This window comes from Brevibacillus invocatus (genome assembly GCF_003710915.1).
Lineage (GTDB): Bacteria > Bacillota > Bacilli > Brevibacillales > Brevibacillaceae > Brevibacillus > Brevibacillus invocatus.
Genome location: NZ_RHHR01000047.1, coordinates 1 through 18,371 on the forward strand (window position 1 = coordinate 1; position 18,371 = coordinate 18,371).

Consider the following 18,371-nt stretch of genomic DNA (forward strand, 5'->3'; position numbering starts at 1 on the left):
TTTGTCGTGAAAGTATAGTGTGGCAATGGATTGCACAGCTATCCTTTCTTCAACCTAGCGGTCAAGCAGGAAGGGAAAAGTCTGGGGTCAAGTGTACTCCTTGACGCTAGATTTTTCCCTTCCTACACTCACAGGTGGTTGAAGAAGAGAAGAATCATATGAAAATGCGAGAATAAGGGAGAAAGACTCAAATTTTGAGGGGTTAAACCGAAATCAGTAAGCAATACATAGATCTTACTGAAATGAAGAAGACAAGTTTCGATGGGTTTATCCAAATCGTTAATGAAAAAAACCTTTAATATAAAAGAGTAAGTAAGCTCGATGAGTATCTGTGTCGAAAACCACATCAATCTTAATGACAACGGCAATTAAGAACAATCATTTTCTGTTTTCGGACATTAACTAGGGATTGTAAATTATTTTGTGTAAATGGGTTTTTAAGAAATAAAGAGTCACATCGAAGGCTTTACATGGAGGGGAGGGAGGGTCAAAGTAGTTTACTAATTCGACAATCACCCAAAAAATGATGAAGGTGATCAGTATGTATACCCATTTTTTACGAAGTGAATTGGAGCTTACGATAAATCCCCAACTAACTAGGAAGAGTGTCGACAAAACGATTGATTCAAAGTTGAGCACGGAAATCACTCCTTCACGCTTTATTACGCAAATGGAGAACATGGGTTACGGGATCGGTTTTACAAAACACGGGCTTTGCGAAAATCATGCTTTAAGAGAGAAACATAAAATCGTAACAAAGGCATAAATCAGCGACAGTCTAGGATTGGAAAATAAGGCCCTAAACTGCCGCCTATTGATAGAACGATCGTGACAGCTTGGTCAGGGTGTTCCGGGGCGGATCGGCGAGCGCAGTGAAGATGAGGCAGAGTGTGTCCTTCGCAACCAATTAAGCATCTCCTTAATTAAGGTTGTAATCAAATATAAGCGTCAATGCGGTCATCTCAAGCTGCTGCGAAAGGGCATTAAAGAAACGGAACGGAAGGAATTTGTGTAGGGGTATAACAAAAGAGAAAGTATGGGAAAGAAGGAAGATGCATGTGTTTCGTTGGTATCGACCAGTCCACCAAAATCGGATTTGGGCGTCATGATTTACCGCCTAATTTCAAATTTTCGGCCATTTGCTGCAAATGATGCTCCATTTGGGTTAGATAATCGCTGACAAGCCATTGCAACGTCACGGTATCACCATTCGGCAAGATGCACACGGTGGTGCATTTTTCTTGGGGTATGGCAGAAATAATGCGAAGGATAGACTTATTCAAATAGATCCAAAACGGGATGATGTCTGTAATCGGTGCGAGTTGGTAATGCTGCAATCGTACCCACTGATTCTGGTCATATTTCTGAATGGAAAAAGGAGCTTCCTCCATTTGTGCATGTATGAACCGGGTTAGATTATGAATAGCAGAATCACACAAATGCCCCAATATTTCCTTGGATGACCACTTGTTTGGAGAGGGACGTGACGCCAAAGCTGTTTCCGAGAGCGCTTCCAGTTCCGGTGGTAACGCATCAATGATCTGTGACAAGCGAAATATCAATTCATTCATAAAGGCCACCCCCTAGCTAAGTAGTAAACATCATATCACGAGGCCGTTTATTCAAACAGATTAACCTGACGATGGATGCGATCGGTTTTTTCGAATCACCAACGCTCAGTTCGTTCAACCGTTTTTAAAAAAAGCAAGCTAGCAGTTTAGAAAAGGATGACTGAACAAAAAAACAGACCTTTAAACTTCGGTCTGTAATTGGAGAACGTTGTCCCAATGTCTGATTGATTTTTGTAGCTGATGGATCTCATTGCTGATAGCTCTTTGCACAATCTTTGAGTAATCTTTTTTCTGTTCCTGCAACAGCTGGTCTAGGTCATTCGTGTAGCCTTCGAGTCGTTGTTTCGCGAGTTCTGTACGTGACATAACGATTCCTTTCACCTGACCTAATCATTGGTTCCAGATGAACATCAAGAACCGATTCATCACTACTAAAAGGCCATAGATTAAGGCTAAACTTTGCTTTCCTGCAACGTAAAGCGCGAGAGCAGGGAGACCAAACACGATTATCTCCAAAAGCAGATGTACATAGGTAGACAGCTTCACTGACGCCCCTGGAGAACCTAACATGCCCCAAATGACCGCGAGCAGCAGCGGAGCGCCAATACCCAGTGTGACTTTTTTCAAAAGCGTACCACTCGATTGGAATCCCCAGTATCCAAGAGCAGTTAAAGCGCACCATTCCAGGATGAATCGAAGTAAAAGGTTTGCCGTTTGCAGCAATGTGTTTCCTCCTAAACGAGTCCTTGTATCGGAAGTGGATACAAATGGAAAGATCGATTGGTAAAATTACGAAGACAAGCAAAATTAAAGGTCAGTCTTATCGCATTCACCTGATCACCTCTACGACTTTAATACGTGTATAAAGGTAAATGGTTTACAGGCTGAGGAATAACATAAAAGGGAAAGTCCCTTTCTGAGCGTTTTCCTGGAGAGGTGAAAGTATGGGAAGTAAAAATGTTGGCGAGGATCTCGCGCTTGTTGGCGTTTGGTTAACGGTGATGGCGGATATATTTGCGGCAGTTGGAGCTACGGTCTTAGCAGAGCCTGCTGCAAACTCCGACTCCAACGGGAAGGCACAAAAGCAATTGGACGAAATGATGGCGCAATTAAAGGAACAAAAGAAGATACTACAAAAACAGCAGATACAATTTCAACTGATGCAAATGCAGATGGAAGTGCGGGAACTGGAACAGCAAGTGAAGGAACGAAAAAAGTAGGGTTAAACCCGATTAGCAAGAGGGGATGCAGATGTCATCTTTTCAAGATGATGATGTGGCAGTCATAGCTCTATGGATTATAGCCATTGGTGTTTTTATATTGGCCATCGATAAGACAACCAAGCTAAACAATAAACCGGAGACTTTGCCTGCCCCAGTCCCCTGTCCACCCTGCAATCAATCGGACGACCAGCAATTTGACGAAATCCAAAAGCAGTTGGAGCAGTTGAAAAATGGGCTTATTCAACTAAAGAATATCTGTAAACCGGAAGAGAAAGGTGAGTAAGCAGGATTTATTCGGCAAAAAAATAAGCTCACTGCTCAGAAAGCAAGCAGCCATTTGTAAAGGTACCAGCTCACCAAAATCCCACAAAGTATCCAAATCAAAATAAATAAAACACCAACAACCCAATTTTTGGGCTTTCCTTTAGCGAGAAGTTCTTGAGCTTTTTCGCGACAATCCGTAATCACAGTCTTCGGGATAAGTTTCAACGCAAACCAGATCCCCAGCGGAACTAAAATGATGTCATCTAAGTATCCCAAAACGGGAATAAAGTCAGGGATTAAATCGATTGGACTAAACGCATAGGCTACAACGCATATAGCAAAAAGCTTCGCGTACCAGGCAACTCGATGATCTTTATACGCAAAATAAAGAACAAATGCTTCTCTCTTCAGTAACTTAGCTTTGTTTTTTATGGCTTGAAATGCTGATGTCGCTTTTGACAAGTATCTCACCTCAAAGGCTATGTTACGGAAGAGAGAGTAAACATTCAACGGCTGTATTTGCAATACATAAGCGTGAGTGCTTTTAAAAAATGTGCAGCATCTACAAATCCAAGAGGATAGTGATCATGGAGCAAATCCATAAAAGAGCAAAATGAAAATGAACTTAAGGACCAATCCAGCTCCAGCTGCTAACAAGATGTACAGGAGGCCAATCAAAATACGAAGGACTATTGAGGCATTTCTATTTTGAGCAAAACGAATTACCCGAATAAGACCGACGATCAACAAGGGAATAATGTAGAGATAAGAGAACCAATCAACCCAATCAAATAGTTTGAGAAATGCCTCACTGGGTACAGGGCCCTGCTTCATGTTGTAGGTCTTCATGATGTAGAATCTACCGCTAAAGAATACGAGCGACACGATGATGTAGTAAAAAAGCAGAGCTTTGATTTTAGTCATTTTTTCACTCCAACCTATTATTTTTACCAATGCTAATATTGGATGAAGAAAACAAAAAGTACCAAATTTTTTTGGTACTGAATCGATAACGTTATTTAAGTAGGCGATTACCTTCTGCTTGAGCGCAATTTGATTTATGTCCATAACTGGAGTCCTTAGTACCTTGATCCTGAAAAAAATAAACCCGGGATACATTTACCCGAGTTTTGAATGGCACTTTTTCATACAGAGCCTTTCTGCAAAAAAACTGACAGCCAGACCAATGATGACTGGAACGAAAGAACCCGATGAAATGACAAATCCATCTGGGGTAAAGGAAGATTGGTAATGAAACATGAACCAAGGAACCGAGAACAAATGACCAATGAAGTAAAGCAACCCCGTTGTCACTAGAAGGGATAATAGTGTAACGGCAAGACTTTTAAAATTCACTGAACATCCCCCTTTTTCAAAGTAATTGTAATTTTGATTGGAACGACGCTAGCTTCAGTAAATATCTTTATCGTTTACTGGAAAGTAGGGTGACAGCAATAGCTGCGATCGCAACGATGACTACAGCGACCCCTAATCCAAGGATTAAAGTAATGGACATATTGATCTACAACCCTTCTGTACAATACGTGTTTCTATACATGTAGTACGAATCAGGATTGTCGACTGTTACATGGAAAAGGCACATCTTTTGAGAATGGATGGGGACAAGCTGCGAAAACCCATCACAACTTTACCAGACTTGATCCAAACGATCCCGGTAAATGCGAATGGCCCGGCTGTATTTCTGGATATGCTGACTAGAAGATGTTTCGACCAAGCTATCCAACAGAAGCTGTATCGCACCTTCGAAATCCTTCCCATTGTACTTGGCAAAAGCTAAGAAAACCTTCAAGGAATGATCTTCAGGAAAAAGGGAGATTGCCTTCGTCAGCAGAGCAATGGATTTTTCATATTCCCCGATGCAACGGTATGTACTGCCAAGTCCCAGGTACGCACCGCGAAGATCCTCTGTTGACAATGCATCGGAAGAGATTGCCTGTTCATAATAGGGAACGGCTTCCTTCTCATGCCCAAGCATGTCGTGTACGCCTGCACACTCGTACGAGATTTTTGCATGGTCCGGATAGAGGGTGGAAAGTTCAATCAACCGTTCCTTCGGGTGCCAGTAGGGAAATCAAGCAGACGAATGCCACGAGTCGTAATATTCTCACCCATCTGTCCATACGAAACGTCAAAGCCTGCCAGGCGCAGCTCTTCATGCAATTCGGAGTGAATCAGGTGTACTTGGCGCAGGTTGGGTTGAGTCGGGTCCTGAGCTAAGCGAGATCGGTGTTTGACGGTCTCACCCAGGTGAGCATCGCCTTCAACTCCCAACCCTGCAAGAAGACGGATAGAGGTTTGATTCGAAGGTGATGGAATTAGTATGGGCTTGTATGGAAGAGAAAAACCCCCGGTAAAGGGGGCGGAGAGCGAGTGATCCCTACTTGGTTGCAGATAATTCGAGTTCAAAGGAATCCAGAATCTCGAGAAAATGCGAGGCTTCTCGAAAGACGTGATCTGCCAACAGGGGAGGGATGATGCTTTTAATCCGGCACGCTTCTATCAATTCGTAAGCAGTCTTCTTGAAATCACGCAACTGGCGGACAGAAACGCGATTTTGATCAACAAACTGATCCAGTAAGGGCTGGGTGAGGGACTCGGGACGCATGGAGTCAAGATCGATGGCCTGGAATAGGAGCTGATCAAAGTCGTGACTAAAATCTCTCGCTTGCTCTACCAATTTTCGTTCTGAGGGATCGAGCAAATGGTTAATAAACTTTGCGTGGTCTGCCATGATTTTAAGGAAGAACACGTTTTCATTGATAACCGCATCAGGCAAGGGATCAAGGGTCCCGGTATTTAATTGCTCGAGCCGCTTCATGAAATATGCGGCTTCCCGGCTGACATGGTCGACGAGTAAAGGAAAGTTGTTGCCCAGAATTTTGCAATGAATGATCAATTCGAGGACCTTACGCTTGAAGGCCCAAATATGGCAGACGGCTCCATGAACGACTTTGTTAAAATCATAAATCGTTTGTGGATCTGTATCGGATGAGTATGCGAGGGATTGGTTTTCAATGTTTTCGAATATGCTGTAAAAACGATCAGCTTCCCTGATTAATTGGGTGTCATCACAATTGAAGCCCAATTTGAGAAAGAGGGAATGTTCTTTCATGATCCTGGACCAAAAACGAATTTCTTCTAACGACCGATCAACAAAATGATCTGCCATGTCCTACCTCCGTTTTGTCATTTTTGGGGTGGCGCCTGATTCCAAGCAGCTATTCACAGATAAAATAATTGGGGAATTGCCTGACAATGCCCATGGTGAAAGCATCTGCCATCTCGAGCGCTTGACGTTTAACCTTATCGAACGTAGCAATGTCTACGGCAAAATAACCTGTCAATCGATTGACGGCTTCCGTTTTGGTGAGGGCAAGATGCTCGTGCAGCATGGCTCTAAATGCTTCCTCGGACCAGTAAGGATTGACGCGTTGCAGAAACGCCGCTATTTCATTCGCATTTTCGTACCAGTTTTTTTCGGTTTCAACGGCAGCCCTGTTATCGTCAGCTTTCGCGGCTTTGACGAGTTGAGCAGCGAAGATGAAATGATCTCTGAACAAAGCTTCAAACGTGGAGGCAATGGCATCGCCATAAAAGGATTTCATTACATTTGCCATATCAACAGCATTTCGAAGCAAGCGTTTGGTTACGAGTTCTTCATCTGGCAAGCCTGCCGCAATACTGATGATGAGCATTCTTGTCCATGCGACATGCTGCTCCCAAAGTGTTCGCATCAGATTGTTCAAATCGAGGTATGCTTTGGTGATACACATGCAAGAATGATGCTGCGAATAGGAGGGTTCAAAGGAAGCAACGGACTTAGGGTATACCAGTGAATGAGGCTGATTTAGGGAGGGCATAAGCTGGTAAAAGGGATTTCCAGCAAAAGGCACCGGGGGGAACCTTCTCATCTGGTTGAATCCTCCTTTCCTTTGAATGAAATCCATCTATTCAAGCTGCAAGTACAATCGAGGGTTGACTACCTTGCAACAAAAGGGTGAATGCCTAAGCAGTATATGTAAGAAACAGGAACTGGGTATGGGCAGATGTCTATGCTGGTGAAAGGAATTGACAAAAGTCTTGTCTGGTTGATTGGCTTGACATCTCCCCAACCATTGCTCATTCTTGAAAAGGAGAAAGGAATGATTTCACCATGCGACTCTGGCATCAGGCATTACTACCAAAGCTGCCCAGACAGCAGCTGCTTGGACAGCATCGAGAATGTGCAGCCTTACGCGGAGCCGGATGGGGGAAGAGACATGCAACTGTAAATTATGTGTTCGATCCCAATCCATACAAGCTTTTTCTTTACCATCAGCTCGTCATGCAGGAGATGGCGGCAAGAGGGTATACGCCTGATGCTGTATGGTTCGACCCCATGTATAGAGGGAAGGTCGCAGAACCTTGGGAAGAATCTCAACTGGATGACAGCTTCCAAAGAGGTGGTCTCATCTATGCGGAGCATGACGACACTTACATGCATGAATGCCTGGAAAATTTATCCCAAAAAGGAATTGTGATAGAAGAAGGTTCGGAAAGCGGTGCCTCCGCCCACCAAAAATGAAAGAACCAGCGCTCCCTTGTTTGGGGGAACAGCTGGTTTTTTACAGTCATGTTCAAGAAAACCATTGAATGGCCCAATAAATCACACCACTGACGACAAAAAGCGTTAGAAAAGTAATAATCCGGACCTTCAGTCTATTCGGATTGGGAGACAATAGAAGATCTGCCCCTACCCATACCAAGAGTGAGAGGGCAAGAAGTATTTTGATAAATAAATCCACCACCAACCTCCTACCTCTTCGTTTACCATATAATACCACTTGTTACGGGAAATGAAAATCTCATCTCAACAAATAGACCGTGCAAAATTTTGAAAACAGTTGGACATCCCGTATAATACGAAAGAAAGGGAAAATCATGTCAATCTCATGTATGGAGGATAAAATGGGCGTACAGGTTTCACTAATCGAGCCAACAGAAGCGTTGCAAGACGAATATCTTCCATTCTACCAGGAGTGGAAAAATAGTGGCGAGCCAATGGTTCCGTATGTGATTGGCAAAGATCCTACTGATTTTGCCAAAATGGTGAGAGAGTTGGAAGAGGAAGGATCAGGGAAGAATCTCCCTGAAGGATGGGTGCCGGCATCGACGTACTGGTTGGTGACCGATCAGAACAGAATCGTGGGAGCGGTGAACATTCGCCATCGTCTGACGGAGGGGTTGTTACAGTCGGGTGGCCATATCGGTTACGGAATCCGCCCATCGGATCGCAGGAAGGGCTACGCCACGCAAATCCTGGCGCTTTCTCTGGAAAAGGCAAAGGAGCTGGGGATCCAAACAGCGCTGGTCGTGTGCGATGCGAGCAATATAGGCTCGGAAAAAACGATTGTCAAAAATGGCGGGGTACCGGATTCGGACTTTGTGGAGGAAGACGGGAACGTCGTGAAGCGATATTGGATTGCGTTGTGAAATGAGGGGCTGACATGAAAAAGAACAAACTCGTGATAATCCTGCTCGCGCTGGTGATCATAGCTGCACTCGGCTACATTGGCTTTCGTGCGCTAGACTCTGTGGATTTGGCGGAAGGCTACTTGTACGAAGAGGAAAATCTGTTGCTCTATGCCAAGGTGACGAACGCAGAGAAGATTGCTGTTGATGTAACGGAATGGAAAGTAGAGAGCGAGCAAGGAATACCAGTTTTGAGAAACAGGCAGGAAGCGTACGGGGGCCGTATCGAAGATGAGAAACTGGTGCTTCAGCAGGATGCGGAAAAGACATGGAGCGCTACATTTACAAAGGATGAGCTGGTCTTTATCGATCCTGTAAGCGATGCAGTGACAGCCGAAGCCAGATGGAAGGCAGCCACGCTGGCGACCTATGAGGCCAAGCAAAAAGCGTTGGATGAGAGAATCCGGCAAGAGGCAGAGAAAAAGAAAAAAGAGAAGGCACTCGAGGAAGAAAGAGTGCAGTTGGCCAAAAAACTGGATCAACTCAAGCGCTTGAAGGCTGATCTGCTGGAAAATACCAATTACCTGAATGAATCACAGTTTTCCGATGAGACTAGTGTGTCCCAGAGCCACATGGAGCAGATGCAGGGGTTGTTGGAGGAAGTCAAAAGCTATGCATCCTCGCCAAGCCTTCATCGGGTGGAGTTCGAGGTGATGGGGGCGACCGTGGAAAGTATGAGTGTGTTAAGAGACGGCGTCCGCATCCTCGAAGAAAATATCGATCGTAAAAAGAAAGCCATGACAAATCTGATCGAGATTCTGGAATCAGATCTAGCCGATTTGGAAAAGACGTGGGAAGCGGTAAAAGAAGAAGTCCAAGATGCCGAAAACCAATTAAAGGAATTGGAAACCGTGAAAGCAGCGACCACGCAAGCCCTTGCTCAAGCGGAGGAACGGATCGTTGCGAGTGAAAAAGAGCTCTCCGCTGCCGAGAAAAAGGCAGATGAGCTTCTCAGACAAGCACAGGGTCTGGTGAACCAAACGAAGGAAAAGCATAAATTCTAAACAAGGACTAACTTGAAGCCTCCCTTTTCCGAGAAAAGAGGGGGTTTTTCGTTTCCAAGTGCGAGATACTGGTTTTCATACACGAGTATATGTATTATTCTTATAGAAATACTACGTGTTTGAATGGTCTCTCAAGGAGGTTGCACCATGCGTGTTTATCAAAATATAACAGAGCTGATTGGAAATACACCTTTGGTCAGGCTGAATCGACTGGTTCCGGAGGGGGCGGCTGATGTCTATGTCAAGCTGGAGTATTTTAACCCTTCGAGAAGCGTAAAGGACAGAGCAGCCTACAATTTGATTCATACCGCTGAAGAAGCGGGGCTGATTCAGCCTGGTGATACGATTATTGAACCGACGAGCGGAAACACGGGGATCGGTCTGGCGATGAACGCTGCTGCCAAAGGATACCAGGCTATTCTGGTCATGCCAGACAACATGTCCAAGGAAAGGATCAATCTGCTCAAAGCCTATGGGGCAAAAGTCGTCCTCACACCGAGTGAGCTGCGGATGCCTGGTGCGATTGCAAAAGCCGTTGAACTGCAAAAGGAGATTCCCAGAAGCTTTATTCCACAGCAGTTTGAAAACAAGGCCAATCCCGATATTCATCGAACCACGACCGCGAAAGAGATTTTTGAGCAGATGGATGGGAAGCTGGACGCTTTTGTTGCGACTGCCGGAACGGGAGGAACCATTACCGGTACGGGTGAAACTTTGCGGGAGCAGCTCCCAGAACTCTATATTGCGGTTGTGGAACCCAAAGGCTCTCCTGTCCTGTCTGGAGGAAAGCCTGGTCCACACAAGCTGGTAGGAACGAGTCCAGGCTTCATTCCGCCGATTCTGAATACGAGCATCTACAACGAGATCATGCAAATTGCAGACGAGGAAGCATTGCAAACCATGAGAAACCTGGCAGCGCTGGAAGGGATACTGGTCGGTCCTTCCTCGGGTGCGTCTGTCTATGCGGCTCTAGAGGTTGCCAAGCGTTTGGGTGCAGGCAAGCGCGTCGTATGTATTGCCCCTGATACGGGTGAGCGCTACCTGAGCATGAAACTCTTTTAAGCACTGCTAGACTGAAGCAAACCTATCCGAATGATAGGTTTGCTTTTTTTTCTTTCAAATATACTTCTCTTGGCAGCTAGAAGACGTTGATCCTGCGAAAACGTTCCTGCATCCATAGTAGGTTTTTTTCTTTGGTTTGCGACAAATGCTGACAGGCTTTTCTGGGTCTTTAGACTGGATTTCTTGGTTGATTCGATCAAGGAATTGGAAAAATCTAGATCAATTCTCAGAAAGCGATAAAAAATCCCTCCAACGTAATGACTGATTTGACGGCAAGGAAGCGAATTTTTGTCGAATAAAAAAATTTGGTTACAAAACGATGACGTGCAATAATTGGGAATAGTCGGAACTCTATCTTTCCAAAATCTCTCACACTCCGACAATTCCATAGAAATAGAAGAGGGTGAACGTTGTGAAGAAGGGCAAAAAGATTTTACCCATCCTATTTTCCTCTTCGTTGGTGTTTGGCACCTTCATGGCTGTGCCTGCAACAGGCTTGGCGGCCAAATCGAAAGAGGAGAAGAACTCCCTGCATGTGGACTTGTCCACGATCAACCTGGAGCGTCTGACCAATGCCTTGATCGATCGAGGGGTCATTGACGAGGATGCAGACCAGGAGGAAATCGACGAAGCGATTCGGGATTATTTGAAGGATCGCAAAGTTCCGCACGGGATTGATGAATCGACCTCTTTCGGGAAAAAAGCAAGCAAGTCTCAGCAAGCAGCCGTCTCCAAAGCAGCCAATAAGATTTCCAAGCTAAAAGATGAGAAAAAGTTTAGCGCATCTGGAAAAATACATAAGGACAACATCGTGGTAGCTCTGATCGAATTCCCTGATCGCGAGCACAACAATGTGCCAAAGAAAAGCGACTCGCTGTGGACCAAAGACTTCAACGAAAAGCATTATGAAAAAATGCTCTTCGACCGCAAAGGCTACAGAACGCCTGAAGGCACCAGCATGACGACAATGGCGAAATTCTACTATGATCAATCAGGACAAACCTGGCAGGTAGATGGCGTCGTGACACCGTGGCTGGTAGCGGAAAAAGGCTACGAGTATTACGGCGGCAATGACAGCAGCGGGAATGACGCCAATCCTCGCGATCTGGTGAAGGAAACGCTGGAAGCCGTTGGTGAAGCGATTGCCGGAAAAGAAGATCTCTATGACCAGCGTGATCCGTATGACCTGGATGGCGACGGAGACCTGATGGAGCCGGATGGCATGCTGGATAACCTGATGCTTGTACACGCAGGTATCGGAGAAGAAACGGGTGAAGATGATGATGCGATCTGGTCGCATCGCTGGACGGTAGGCAGACCGGTTGATATTCCGGGAACCAGTCTGAAGGCCTACGACTACATGATTCAGCCGGAAGATGGAGCGCCTGGCGTTTTTGCCCATGAGTACGGTCACAATCTTGGATTGCCTGACTTGTACGATACGACCAGGCAAGGACATGACTCCCCAGTCGGTGCTTGGTCCTTGATGTCGTCGGGAAGTCATACAGGCAAGATCTTCCAGACGCAACCAACCGGGTTTGATCCTTGGTCCAAAATGATGCTGCAACAGATGTACGGTGGAAAATGGATCAAGCCGGCTGTCTATGATCACAAAGACCTGAAGGGTGCAAAGCGTAGCGTCAAATTGGTGGATGCTAGCAGCATCGGCCCAAATAGCAAAGTGATCAAAATCAATATGCCGGAAGTCGAAAAGAAACCACCGATCCAGCCAAAAGACGGCGACTATGCGTATTTCTCGGATGAGGGCGACGATCTGAATACCAAAATGGTATCGGAAGTCATCGATCTGACCGGAGCAAGCAGAGCGTCCATGAGCTTTGATTCATGGCGTTCGATTGAGGAAGGGTACGATTATTTGTACGTCCATGTCATCGACGCAGACACAGGGGATCGCGAGGAAGTCGCCGCCTTTGACGATGTGACCAAAGGCTGGGACAGGGAAGAAATCAGCCTGAATGAGTTTGCAGGCAAGAATATTCAGGTAGAGTTCAATTACGTGACAGATGGTGGTCTGGCGATGGAGGGCTTCTATCTGGATAACTTCGAAGTCGAAGCAGATGGCGAAGTGATCTTTGAGGATGACGCGGAGGGCGACCTGAAATTTGAACTGGATGGCTTCGTCCACTTTGATGGGGAAGGCAAAATGTACGATGCCTACTATCTCGTCGAGATTCGCTCCCATAAAGGCGTAGATGCAGGCCTGGAATTCTTCCGACGTAAAGACACGTTCTTCAGCTATGACCCAGGCATGGTCATCTGGTACTACGATGGCCGTTACGGAAAAACACAAGACAATAACACCAGCCAACATCCAGGCTACGGAATGCTGGGAGTAGTAGATGCCCATCAGGAGGTTCGCTACTGGAACAATGATGAAGACAACAAGGATGCGATTGCGGATTCTCGTTATCAGGTAAACGATGCTGCGTTCAGTCCGAACAAAACCTCGGGAATGAAGCTGGATTACATTTTTGGCACGATGAATTACGAGCCGTTGAAGGGAATTACCATCTTCAACGACAAGGATGACTACCGGATGAAAGAAGTCCCTGAGATCGGAAAAATCCTGCCGAAGATCGGTCTGCAAATCAGACTGAAAAAAGTAGAGAAAGATTTTAGCGGCGGTACGATTGAAATCTCCGTCAAGAAATAAGCGTGCAAGTTCAAACAGGTTGCGCAGACCAAGTTCTGCGCAGCCTGTTTTTTGTTTTAGGTCTAAGCAGGGTTTGTCTGAAATAGGTTATAGCAATGAATAGAAGCTGCCCTCAGCAAGGAAGGAAATGCAGACAACCTGTGAAACAGCCTGAATACAGCAAAGAAAGCTGCCCGGTAGCAAGGAGGGATGTTGGATGTTGCACATTGTTGCTTGTATCAAACAGGTGCCCGACACCAAGATCATCAAGATGAACCCCAAAACCAATACAATGGACCGTGCCAGTGCGCCAGCGATTCTCAACCCCTATGACGCGCATGCAGTGGAAGAAGCGGTTCGGCTGAAGCAGCGGTATGGCGGTGTGGTCTCTGTGGTTACGATGGGACCCCCGCCCGCTGTCAAAGCCATTCGCAAATGCGTCGAGATCGGGGCAGACGCGGGATATTTGGTCACGGATCGTGCTTTTGCAGGTGCAGATACGCTCGCTACGAGCTATGCATTGACCAAGGCGATTGAAAAAATCAGTGAAACACAGCCGGTTGACCTCGTCATCTGCGGCAAAATGACGATTGATGGGGATACAGGGCAGGTCGGCCCCGGGATTGCCAGACGCCTCGATATTCCCCCGCTCACCAATGTGAATAAAGTGGTAGAAGTGAATCGGGAGCAAGGCTATGTGATCGTCCACCGAAAGCTGGAGGATGGCTATGAAGTGATCCAGTCTACGTTGCCTTGCCTGTTTTCCGTGGAAAAAGAAATCAATGAGGTACCGTACTCCCCTTTGCCCAACATGCTCCGTGCAGCCCGCTATCAGCCTGTGATCTGGGCGGTCAACGACTTGGGAGATATCGATCGCACGCTTTTGGGCCTGAAAGGATCGCCGACGATTGTTGCAAAAGTCTGGCCTCCGGAGAAGCCGAAAGGTGGAGAAAGACTGGAGGGGACTTCCAATGAGCAGGTGTCCAGACTAATGGAGGTCTTGTCGGAGAAACGAGCGTTGTTCCGGGTGAAGGAGGAGCAGGTATGAATTTGGATGAATACTGTGGTGTGTGGGTTTTTCTGGAAGTTTCTGGTGACCGGATAGCGCCTGTCTCCCTGGAGCTTCTGGGAGCAGGTCGACAGATGGCTGACAAGCGGGGAGTTCCGCTTGCAGGTCTGCTGATTGGCGAAGGAGTAGAAGAACTGGCACAGAGCGTGTTTCCTTATGGGGCAGACGAAGTGTATCTCTACGATGACGCCATTTTTCGAAATTACCGCACCGAGTCCTATATGAGAGCTGTTATCGAATGTGTCGAATTGCACAAGCCGGAGATCATTCTTTACGGAGCGACCTCTACCGGAAAGGATCTTGCAAGCGCTGTCGCAACTGACCTGCAGACTGGACTTACCGCCGATACCACCATGCTGGACGTAAATGCGGAGACAGGACTTCTGGAAGCGAGCAGACCTGCTTTTGGCGGGAACATCATGGCGACGATTCTATGTAAAAAGCATCGACCGCAGATGGCGACCGTTCGCCCCAAAGTCATGAAAGCGCTCCCCCCTGATCCCTCTCGGACCGGTCGAGTCATCCGGGAGAAGATAAGCCTGAGAGAAGAAGACATCCGGACGAAGGTGCTGGAGATTGTGCGGGAAACCAAGGAAAAGGTTCGTCTGGACGAAGCCGATGTGATCGTCGCTGGCGGCAAAGGCTTGGGCAGCAAGGAGGGCTTTGAGCTGATTCGCCGTTTTGCGGACAAGATCGGAGCGACAGTCGGCGCGAGCCGTGACGCGGTAGAGGCCGGATGGATCGATCATCACCATCAGGTGGGCCAGACTGGTGTGACTGTGACACCGAAAATCTACTTTGCGATCGGGATTTCTGGTGCGATCCAGCACATCGTCGGCATGCAGAACGCCGGGCTGATCATCGCTATCAACAAGGACCCGGATGCGCCTATTTTTCAATCCAGTCACTACGGAATTGTCGGAGATGCCTTTGAAATCGTGCCGATGCTGATGGAGGCGTTCCAAACCATGCCGGACAAGGAGGTTCAATATGGCTGAAAAATTTGATGTCATTATTGTGGGAGCAGGTCCGGCTGGAACAGCTTGTGCATATACCTTGGCAAAAGCGGGGGCAAACGTCCTGTTGATGGAGCGAGGGGAGTATCCAGGTTCCAAGAACGTGATGGGAGGGGTGCTCTACCGCAAGACGATGGAGGACATCATTCCTGGCTTTTACAAAGAAGCTCCCGTGGAGAGGCCGATTGTGGAACAGCGCTTCATGATGCTGGATCAGGCATCTGCGCTTTCTTTCAGCTACAAGGGCTTGGAATTTGCCCAAGAGCCGTACAACAACTTTACGGTGCTGCGGGCGAAGTTCGACCAGTGGTTTGCGGATCAGGCAGTGAAAGCGGGTGCCTTGCTGCTCAATGAGACGGTGGCGCTGGAATGTATCGTCGAGAATGGCAAAGTCGTGGGCATCCGAACAGACAGACCGGATGGCGATGTCTATGCGGATGTAGTGGTGCTGGCAGATGGTGTGAACTCGCTCTTGGCAAAATCGCTCGGGTTTCATAAAGAGTTTCGCCCTGACGAGGTAGCACTTGCCGTCATGGAGGTACTCAAGCTGGATCGGAAAATCATCGAGGATCGCTTCAGTCTGGAGGGCGATCACGGTTGTACAATAGAGATTTTTGGGGATTCGACCAAGGGCATTCTCGGAACGGCATGGCTGTACACCAATAAAGACAGTCTCAATATTGGAGTAGGAACGATGCTCTCCGGTCTGATCAAACAGAAGATCAAGCCGTACGATCTGCTGGACTACGTCAAGAATCATCCGATGATTCGCCCTTATATCCAGGGCTGCGAGCAGCAGGAATACTTAGCGCATCTGATCCCGGAAGGCGGCTACAAATCCATGCCAAAAGTTGTCGGCAACGGGGTCATCGTAGTGGGAGACGCCGCACAGCTCGTCAACGCCATTCACCGGGAAGGCTCCAACATGGCGATGGCCTCGGGTGTCATGGCCGCAGAGACGATTCTGCAAGCCCAAGAGGCAGGGGACTTTTCGGAGAAAATGCTCGACGCCTATCGGATCAAGCTTCTCGACAGCTTCGTCGGTCAGGATCTGAAGAAATACAAGGATGCGACCCATCACTTTGAGAAATTCCCGCAATACTTTGAGCAGTATATTCCCATGATGAACAGAGCGGCGAGCCAGATGTTTACCGTTGATGGCCATTCCAAATGGGATAAACAGAAAAAAGTATGGCGAGATATGGGATCAGCCAAAGAAAAGTGGAAAATGGCCCGCGATCTGATGAACGCATGGAGGGTGATGAAGTAATGGCAGACATACCCAAAGGGCAGTCCATCGAGGAAAAACAATATTTAGTCAGGTTTAAGGCAGATACGCAGTCACATCTGCATGTGATGGATGCCGACATCTGTGCTACACGTTGTCCCGACAAGCTATGTACGATATTTTGTCCTGCCGAAGTATACAAGTGGGAAGAGGTGCGGATGCATGTCGGATATGAAGGGTGTCACGAATGCGGAAGCTGCCGCATCGGCTGTCCCTATGAAAACATCAAGTGGGAGTATCCGAAAGGCGGACATGGCATTATCTTTAGACTCGGGTAACGGGTGGCGATGGATGTGATATCGGTAGGGGATCAGGTTGTGTTTCTTCGGGATGGCGCGAGAGGCATTGTGATGCGCATACAAGAAGGGAAGTGCCTCGTCTTGTGGGAGGATGAGTTTGTCAGCTGGGAAAGTGTAGAGCTGCTGCGGAGCGCACAGGTGGAAAGGTCAGAACAGCGGATGTAATTTCCCGCTGTTTTTTTCTGGTCAGAATACCACCTACACGTTCGACTGAAAGGAGACAAGGCATTGGCGCAAGTAATCGCTTCTGTTTTGAATGAAGGATCGTATAAAGTCAGGTTCAGCATCAAAGGATTCCATTTTATCTTTTTTAAAGGGGTCCAGAGGCAGGCAAGGCCGTAGAAGCTGATGGAGTTCAGCTATTCTAGGTTCCAGATGGTCAGGGGTAAAGGAAGTTTCTAAAATGTCTTCAAGAATCAGACTATACCGCTTGCGAAAGTGTGCAACGTCCAGTATTCGGGCGGTTAGCGTGTTGAAGCCATCGATTGGCAGGAAGGTATGATCCATCACTTTTCCATTTACATTGCGGCCCCAGGTAGCATCGTAGTCCCAAGGGATGATGCTGAACTTCTTGGTTTCTTCATTTCGATACAAGGCGTAGTTATGAATAAAACCGTCATAGTTTTGTGTGCAAACAGCTCCAGCCAGCCAGCGCAAATAGTTGTCGATCTCCAGAATCTTGTCTATCTCTTTCTCGAATTCTTCTTGTGGAGTTGTAATCGTTTTAAAAATGAGTTCGCGGAGAAAAACGTCATCATCAGCAGTCCCGCACTTCCGTATATAGCCTGCTTCCAATGAATCTTTCACTTTCTGTGATTTTGGATGGTACAAAGAAAAATTGGCATTGGAATTGACAGCGTAATAGATGGGGCCATTCGCTAGGTGACGTTTTTGCAGAAAGCACTCGTCAACAGATTCCAGCTTCAGATAGATTCCAGCACAGGATTCATTGATATAGAGCAAAATGTGTTGAGCCAACGGGGCCAACGAACCGATTTCGGTAAAAAAGTCAAAAGACAGTTTGTTTCGCATGAGTGAAGGATCAACAAACTCGGCATTTAGATGGACTTCACGCACCAGGGACATGGAATGCTCCGAGAGAAATTCGATTCGAAGAGACTTCTTGGCAAATTTACGCGTATGCGCACCGCGATATCCGACTTTAATGGAGAAACACTCATCTAACACGTTTAAAGTGGCAGGAACCATAAATTCTGTCTTGGCATGCTTTTTCAACAAACGGTAATCTTTTTCTGAAATGGTCAGGTAATAAGAGGGTATGGTCGTCATGGACTTACTACCTCCTGCGATTCATAGGTCTGGCGCTGATAGATGACGACACAGATTTGGGTAGCATGGCGTACCGAATGAGATGTCATCCGGTCGCCAG

The 18,371-nt window shown here is 46.9% G+C and carries 22 protein-coding genes; 12 read left to right on the forward strand and 10 right to left on the reverse strand.

All coding sequences use genetic code 11. The features are described 5' to 3' along the window. Positions 1 to 1,103: 1,103 nt before the first annotated feature. Complete coding sequence (locus EDM52_RS21375; RefSeq protein ID WP_122910962.1) at positions 1,104 to 1,571, reverse strand: DinB family protein; 468 nt, start codon at positions 1,569 to 1,571, stop codon at positions 1,104 to 1,106. Positions 1,572 to 1,961: 390 nt separating this feature from the next. After that, positions 1,962 to 2,294 (reverse strand): YrdB family protein, encoded by a 333-nt coding sequence (locus tag EDM52_RS21385; protein ID WP_122910964.1) that lies wholly within the window; start codon positions 2,292 to 2,294, stop codon positions 1,962 to 1,964. Positions 2,295 to 2,515: 221 nt separating this feature from the next. Between EDM52_RS21385 and EDM52_RS21390 the strand changes: the two genes are divergently transcribed. Both EDM52_RS21390 and EDM52_RS21395 read left to right on the forward strand, forming a co-directional pair. Beyond that, positions 2,516 to 2,791 carry a hypothetical protein gene (locus tag EDM52_RS21390; RefSeq protein WP_122910965.1) on the forward strand — a complete coding sequence of 92 codons (276 nt, stop codon included), beginning with the start codon at positions 2,516 to 2,518 and terminating at the stop codon, positions 2,789 to 2,791. A 31-nt stretch (positions 2,792 to 2,822) separates the two neighbouring features. Then, positions 2,823 to 3,077, forward strand: coding sequence for a hypothetical protein (locus EDM52_RS21395; RefSeq protein WP_122910966.1), 255 nt, complete (start codon positions 2,823 to 2,825; stop codon positions 3,075 to 3,077). A gap of 35 nt (positions 3,078 to 3,112) precedes the next feature. Here the strand turns inward: EDM52_RS21395 and EDM52_RS21400 are convergent, their stop codons facing one another. The 6 genes from EDM52_RS21400 to EDM52_RS21425 all read right to left on the reverse strand — a co-directional run bounded on the left by EDM52_RS21400 (position 3,113) and on the right by EDM52_RS21425 (position 7,026). Then, positions 3,113 to 3,520, reverse strand: coding sequence for a YkvA family protein (locus EDM52_RS21400; protein ID WP_122910967.1), 408 nt, complete (start codon positions 3,518 to 3,520; stop codon positions 3,113 to 3,115). A 123-nt stretch (positions 3,521 to 3,643) separates the two neighbouring features. Further along, positions 3,644 to 4,126 carry a hypothetical protein gene (locus tag EDM52_RS21405; protein WP_122910968.1) on the reverse strand — a complete coding sequence of 161 codons (483 nt, stop codon included), beginning with the start codon at positions 4,124 to 4,126 and terminating at the stop codon, positions 3,644 to 3,646. A 580-nt stretch (positions 4,127 to 4,706) separates the two neighbouring features. Then, positions 4,707 to 5,123 carry a tetratricopeptide repeat protein gene (locus tag EDM52_RS21410; protein ID WP_245997245.1) on the reverse strand — a complete coding sequence of 139 codons (417 nt, stop codon included), beginning with the start codon at positions 5,121 to 5,123 and terminating at the stop codon, positions 4,707 to 4,709. Beyond that, positions 5,120 to 5,350 (reverse strand): hypothetical protein, encoded by a 231-nt coding sequence (locus EDM52_RS21415; RefSeq protein WP_245997248.1) that lies wholly within the window; start codon positions 5,348 to 5,350, stop codon positions 5,120 to 5,122. Before EDM52_RS21415 ends, EDM52_RS21410 begins: the two co-directional genes overlap by 4 nt. Before the next feature lie 106 nt (positions 5,351 to 5,456). Next, positions 5,457 to 6,248: a DUF2935 domain-containing protein gene (locus EDM52_RS21420; protein ID WP_122910969.1), complete on the reverse strand. Its 792-nt coding sequence runs from the start codon at positions 6,246 to 6,248 to the stop codon at positions 5,457 to 5,459. Positions 6,249 to 6,297: 49 nt separating this feature from the next. Beyond that, the gene (locus EDM52_RS21425) at positions 6,298 to 7,026 is read right to left on the reverse strand and encodes a LysM peptidoglycan-binding domain-containing protein (RefSeq protein WP_245997250.1); all 729 of its coding nucleotides are present in this window, start codon (positions 7,024 to 7,026) and stop codon (positions 6,298 to 6,300) included. 206 nt (positions 7,027 to 7,232) lie between these two features. Here EDM52_RS21425 and EDM52_RS21430 point away from each other — a divergent pair, with 206 nt between their 5' ends. Further along, positions 7,233 to 7,643 carry a TIGR02328 family protein gene (locus EDM52_RS21430; RefSeq protein WP_122910970.1) on the forward strand — a complete coding sequence of 137 codons (411 nt, stop codon included), beginning with the start codon at positions 7,233 to 7,235 and terminating at the stop codon, positions 7,641 to 7,643. Positions 7,644 to 7,695: 52 nt separating this feature from the next. Here the strand turns inward: EDM52_RS21430 and EDM52_RS24850 are convergent, their stop codons facing one another. Continuing rightward, a complete protein-coding gene (locus EDM52_RS24850; RefSeq protein ID WP_183185265.1) occupies positions 7,696 to 7,863 on the reverse strand; it encodes a hypothetical protein in 168 nt (55 codons plus the stop codon). 163 nt (positions 7,864 to 8,026) lie between these two features. Here EDM52_RS24850 and EDM52_RS21435 point away from each other — a divergent pair, with 163 nt between their 5' ends. The 9 genes from EDM52_RS21435 (at position 8,027) to EDM52_RS24390 (ending at position 17,146) form a co-directional block, all read left to right on the forward strand. Further along, entirely contained in the window at positions 8,027 to 8,551 is a 525-nt protein-coding gene (locus EDM52_RS21435) for a GNAT family N-acetyltransferase (protein ID WP_122910971.1), read from the forward strand. Between the two features lie 14 nt (positions 8,552 to 8,565). Beyond that, positions 8,566 to 9,594 carry a hypothetical protein gene (locus EDM52_RS21440; RefSeq protein ID WP_122910972.1) on the forward strand — a complete coding sequence of 343 codons (1,029 nt, stop codon included), beginning with the start codon at positions 8,566 to 8,568 and terminating at the stop codon, positions 9,592 to 9,594. Positions 9,595 to 9,741: 147 nt separating this feature from the next. Continuing rightward, positions 9,742 to 10,656, forward strand: coding sequence for a cysteine synthase A (cysK, locus tag EDM52_RS21445; RefSeq protein ID WP_122910973.1), 915 nt, complete (start codon positions 9,742 to 9,744; stop codon positions 10,654 to 10,656). A 412-nt stretch (positions 10,657 to 11,068) separates the two neighbouring features. Beyond that, a complete protein-coding gene (locus EDM52_RS21450) occupies positions 11,069 to 13,330 on the forward strand; it encodes an immune inhibitor A domain-containing protein (protein WP_122910974.1) in 2,262 nt (753 codons plus the stop codon). 196 nt (positions 13,331 to 13,526) lie between these two features. Continuing rightward, on the forward strand, positions 13,527 to 14,357 hold the full coding sequence (locus EDM52_RS21455; RefSeq protein ID WP_122910975.1) for an electron transfer flavoprotein subunit beta/FixA family protein: 831 nt from the start codon (positions 13,527 to 13,529) through the stop codon (positions 14,355 to 14,357). Then, complete coding sequence (locus tag EDM52_RS21460; RefSeq protein WP_122910976.1) at positions 14,354 to 15,376, forward strand: electron transfer flavoprotein subunit alpha/FixB family protein; 1,023 nt, start codon at positions 14,354 to 14,356, stop codon at positions 15,374 to 15,376. Before EDM52_RS21455 ends, EDM52_RS21460 begins: the two co-directional genes overlap by 4 nt. Further along, positions 15,369 to 16,664, forward strand: coding sequence for an FAD-dependent oxidoreductase (locus EDM52_RS21465; RefSeq protein WP_122910977.1), 1,296 nt, complete (start codon positions 15,369 to 15,371; stop codon positions 16,662 to 16,664). The genes EDM52_RS21460 and EDM52_RS21465 overlap by 8 nt, the downstream gene beginning before the upstream one ends. Further along, complete coding sequence (locus EDM52_RS21470; protein ID WP_122910978.1) at positions 16,664 to 16,960, forward strand: ferredoxin family protein; 297 nt, start codon at positions 16,664 to 16,666, stop codon at positions 16,958 to 16,960. The genes EDM52_RS21465 and EDM52_RS21470 overlap by 1 nt, the downstream gene beginning before the upstream one ends. Before the next feature lie 15 nt (positions 16,961 to 16,975). Beyond that, a complete protein-coding gene (locus tag EDM52_RS24390; protein ID WP_183185267.1) occupies positions 16,976 to 17,146 on the forward strand; it encodes a hypothetical protein in 171 nt (56 codons plus the stop codon). Positions 17,147 to 17,179: 33 nt separating this feature from the next. On the opposite strand, the gene EDM52_RS21475 is transcribed toward EDM52_RS24390, so the two are convergent. Then, a complete protein-coding gene (locus tag EDM52_RS21475; protein ID WP_122910979.1) occupies positions 17,180 to 18,271 on the reverse strand; it encodes a CotH kinase family protein in 1,092 nt (363 codons plus the stop codon). Between the last annotated feature and the right edge of the window lie 100 nt (positions 18,272 to 18,371).

Bases quoted from the DNA above. Each gene is read 5' to 3' on its own strand.
- EDM52_RS21375 (WP_122910962.1), bottom strand. From the start codon at position 1,571: ATGAATGAATTGATATTTCGCTTGTCACAGATCATTGATGCGTTACCA.
- EDM52_RS21390 (WP_122910965.1), top strand. From the start codon at position 2,516: ATGGGAAGTAAAAATGTTGGCGAGGATCTCGCGCTTGTTGGCGTTTGG.
- EDM52_RS21395 (WP_122910966.1), top strand. From the start codon at position 2,823: ATGTCATCTTTTCAAGATGATGATGTGGCAGTCATAGCTCTATGGATT.
- EDM52_RS21405 (WP_122910968.1), bottom strand. From the start codon at position 4,126: ATGGACATAAATCAAATTGCGCTCAAGCAGAAGGTAATCGCCTACTTA.
- EDM52_RS21420 (WP_122910969.1), bottom strand. From the start codon at position 6,248: ATGGCAGATCATTTTGTTGATCGGTCGTTAGAAGAAATTCGTTTTTGG.
- EDM52_RS21425 (WP_245997250.1), bottom strand. From the start codon at position 7,026: ATGGATTTCATTCAAAGGAAAGGAGGATTCAACCAGATGAGAAGGTTC.
- EDM52_RS21430 (WP_122910970.1), top strand. From the start codon at position 7,233: ATGCGACTCTGGCATCAGGCATTACTACCAAAGCTGCCCAGACAGCAG.
- EDM52_RS21435 (WP_122910971.1), top strand. From the start codon at position 8,027: ATGGGCGTACAGGTTTCACTAATCGAGCCAACAGAAGCGTTGCAAGAC.
- EDM52_RS21440 (WP_122910972.1), top strand. From the start codon at position 8,566: ATGAAAAAGAACAAACTCGTGATAATCCTGCTCGCGCTGGTGATCATA.
- cysK (WP_122910973.1), top strand. From the start codon at position 9,742: ATGCGTGTTTATCAAAATATAACAGAGCTGATTGGAAATACACCTTTG.
- EDM52_RS21455 (WP_122910975.1), top strand. From the start codon at position 13,527: ATGTTGCACATTGTTGCTTGTATCAAACAGGTGCCCGACACCAAGATC.
- EDM52_RS21460 (WP_122910976.1), top strand. From the start codon at position 14,354: ATGAATTTGGATGAATACTGTGGTGTGTGGGTTTTTCTGGAAGTTTCT.
- EDM52_RS21465 (WP_122910977.1), top strand. From the start codon at position 15,369: ATGGCTGAAAAATTTGATGTCATTATTGTGGGAGCAGGTCCGGCTGGA.
- EDM52_RS21470 (WP_122910978.1), top strand. From the start codon at position 16,664: ATGGCAGACATACCCAAAGGGCAGTCCATCGAGGAAAAACAATATTTA.
- EDM52_RS21475 (WP_122910979.1), bottom strand. From the start codon at position 18,271: ATGACGACCATACCCTCTTATTACCTGACCATTTCAGAAAAAGATTAC.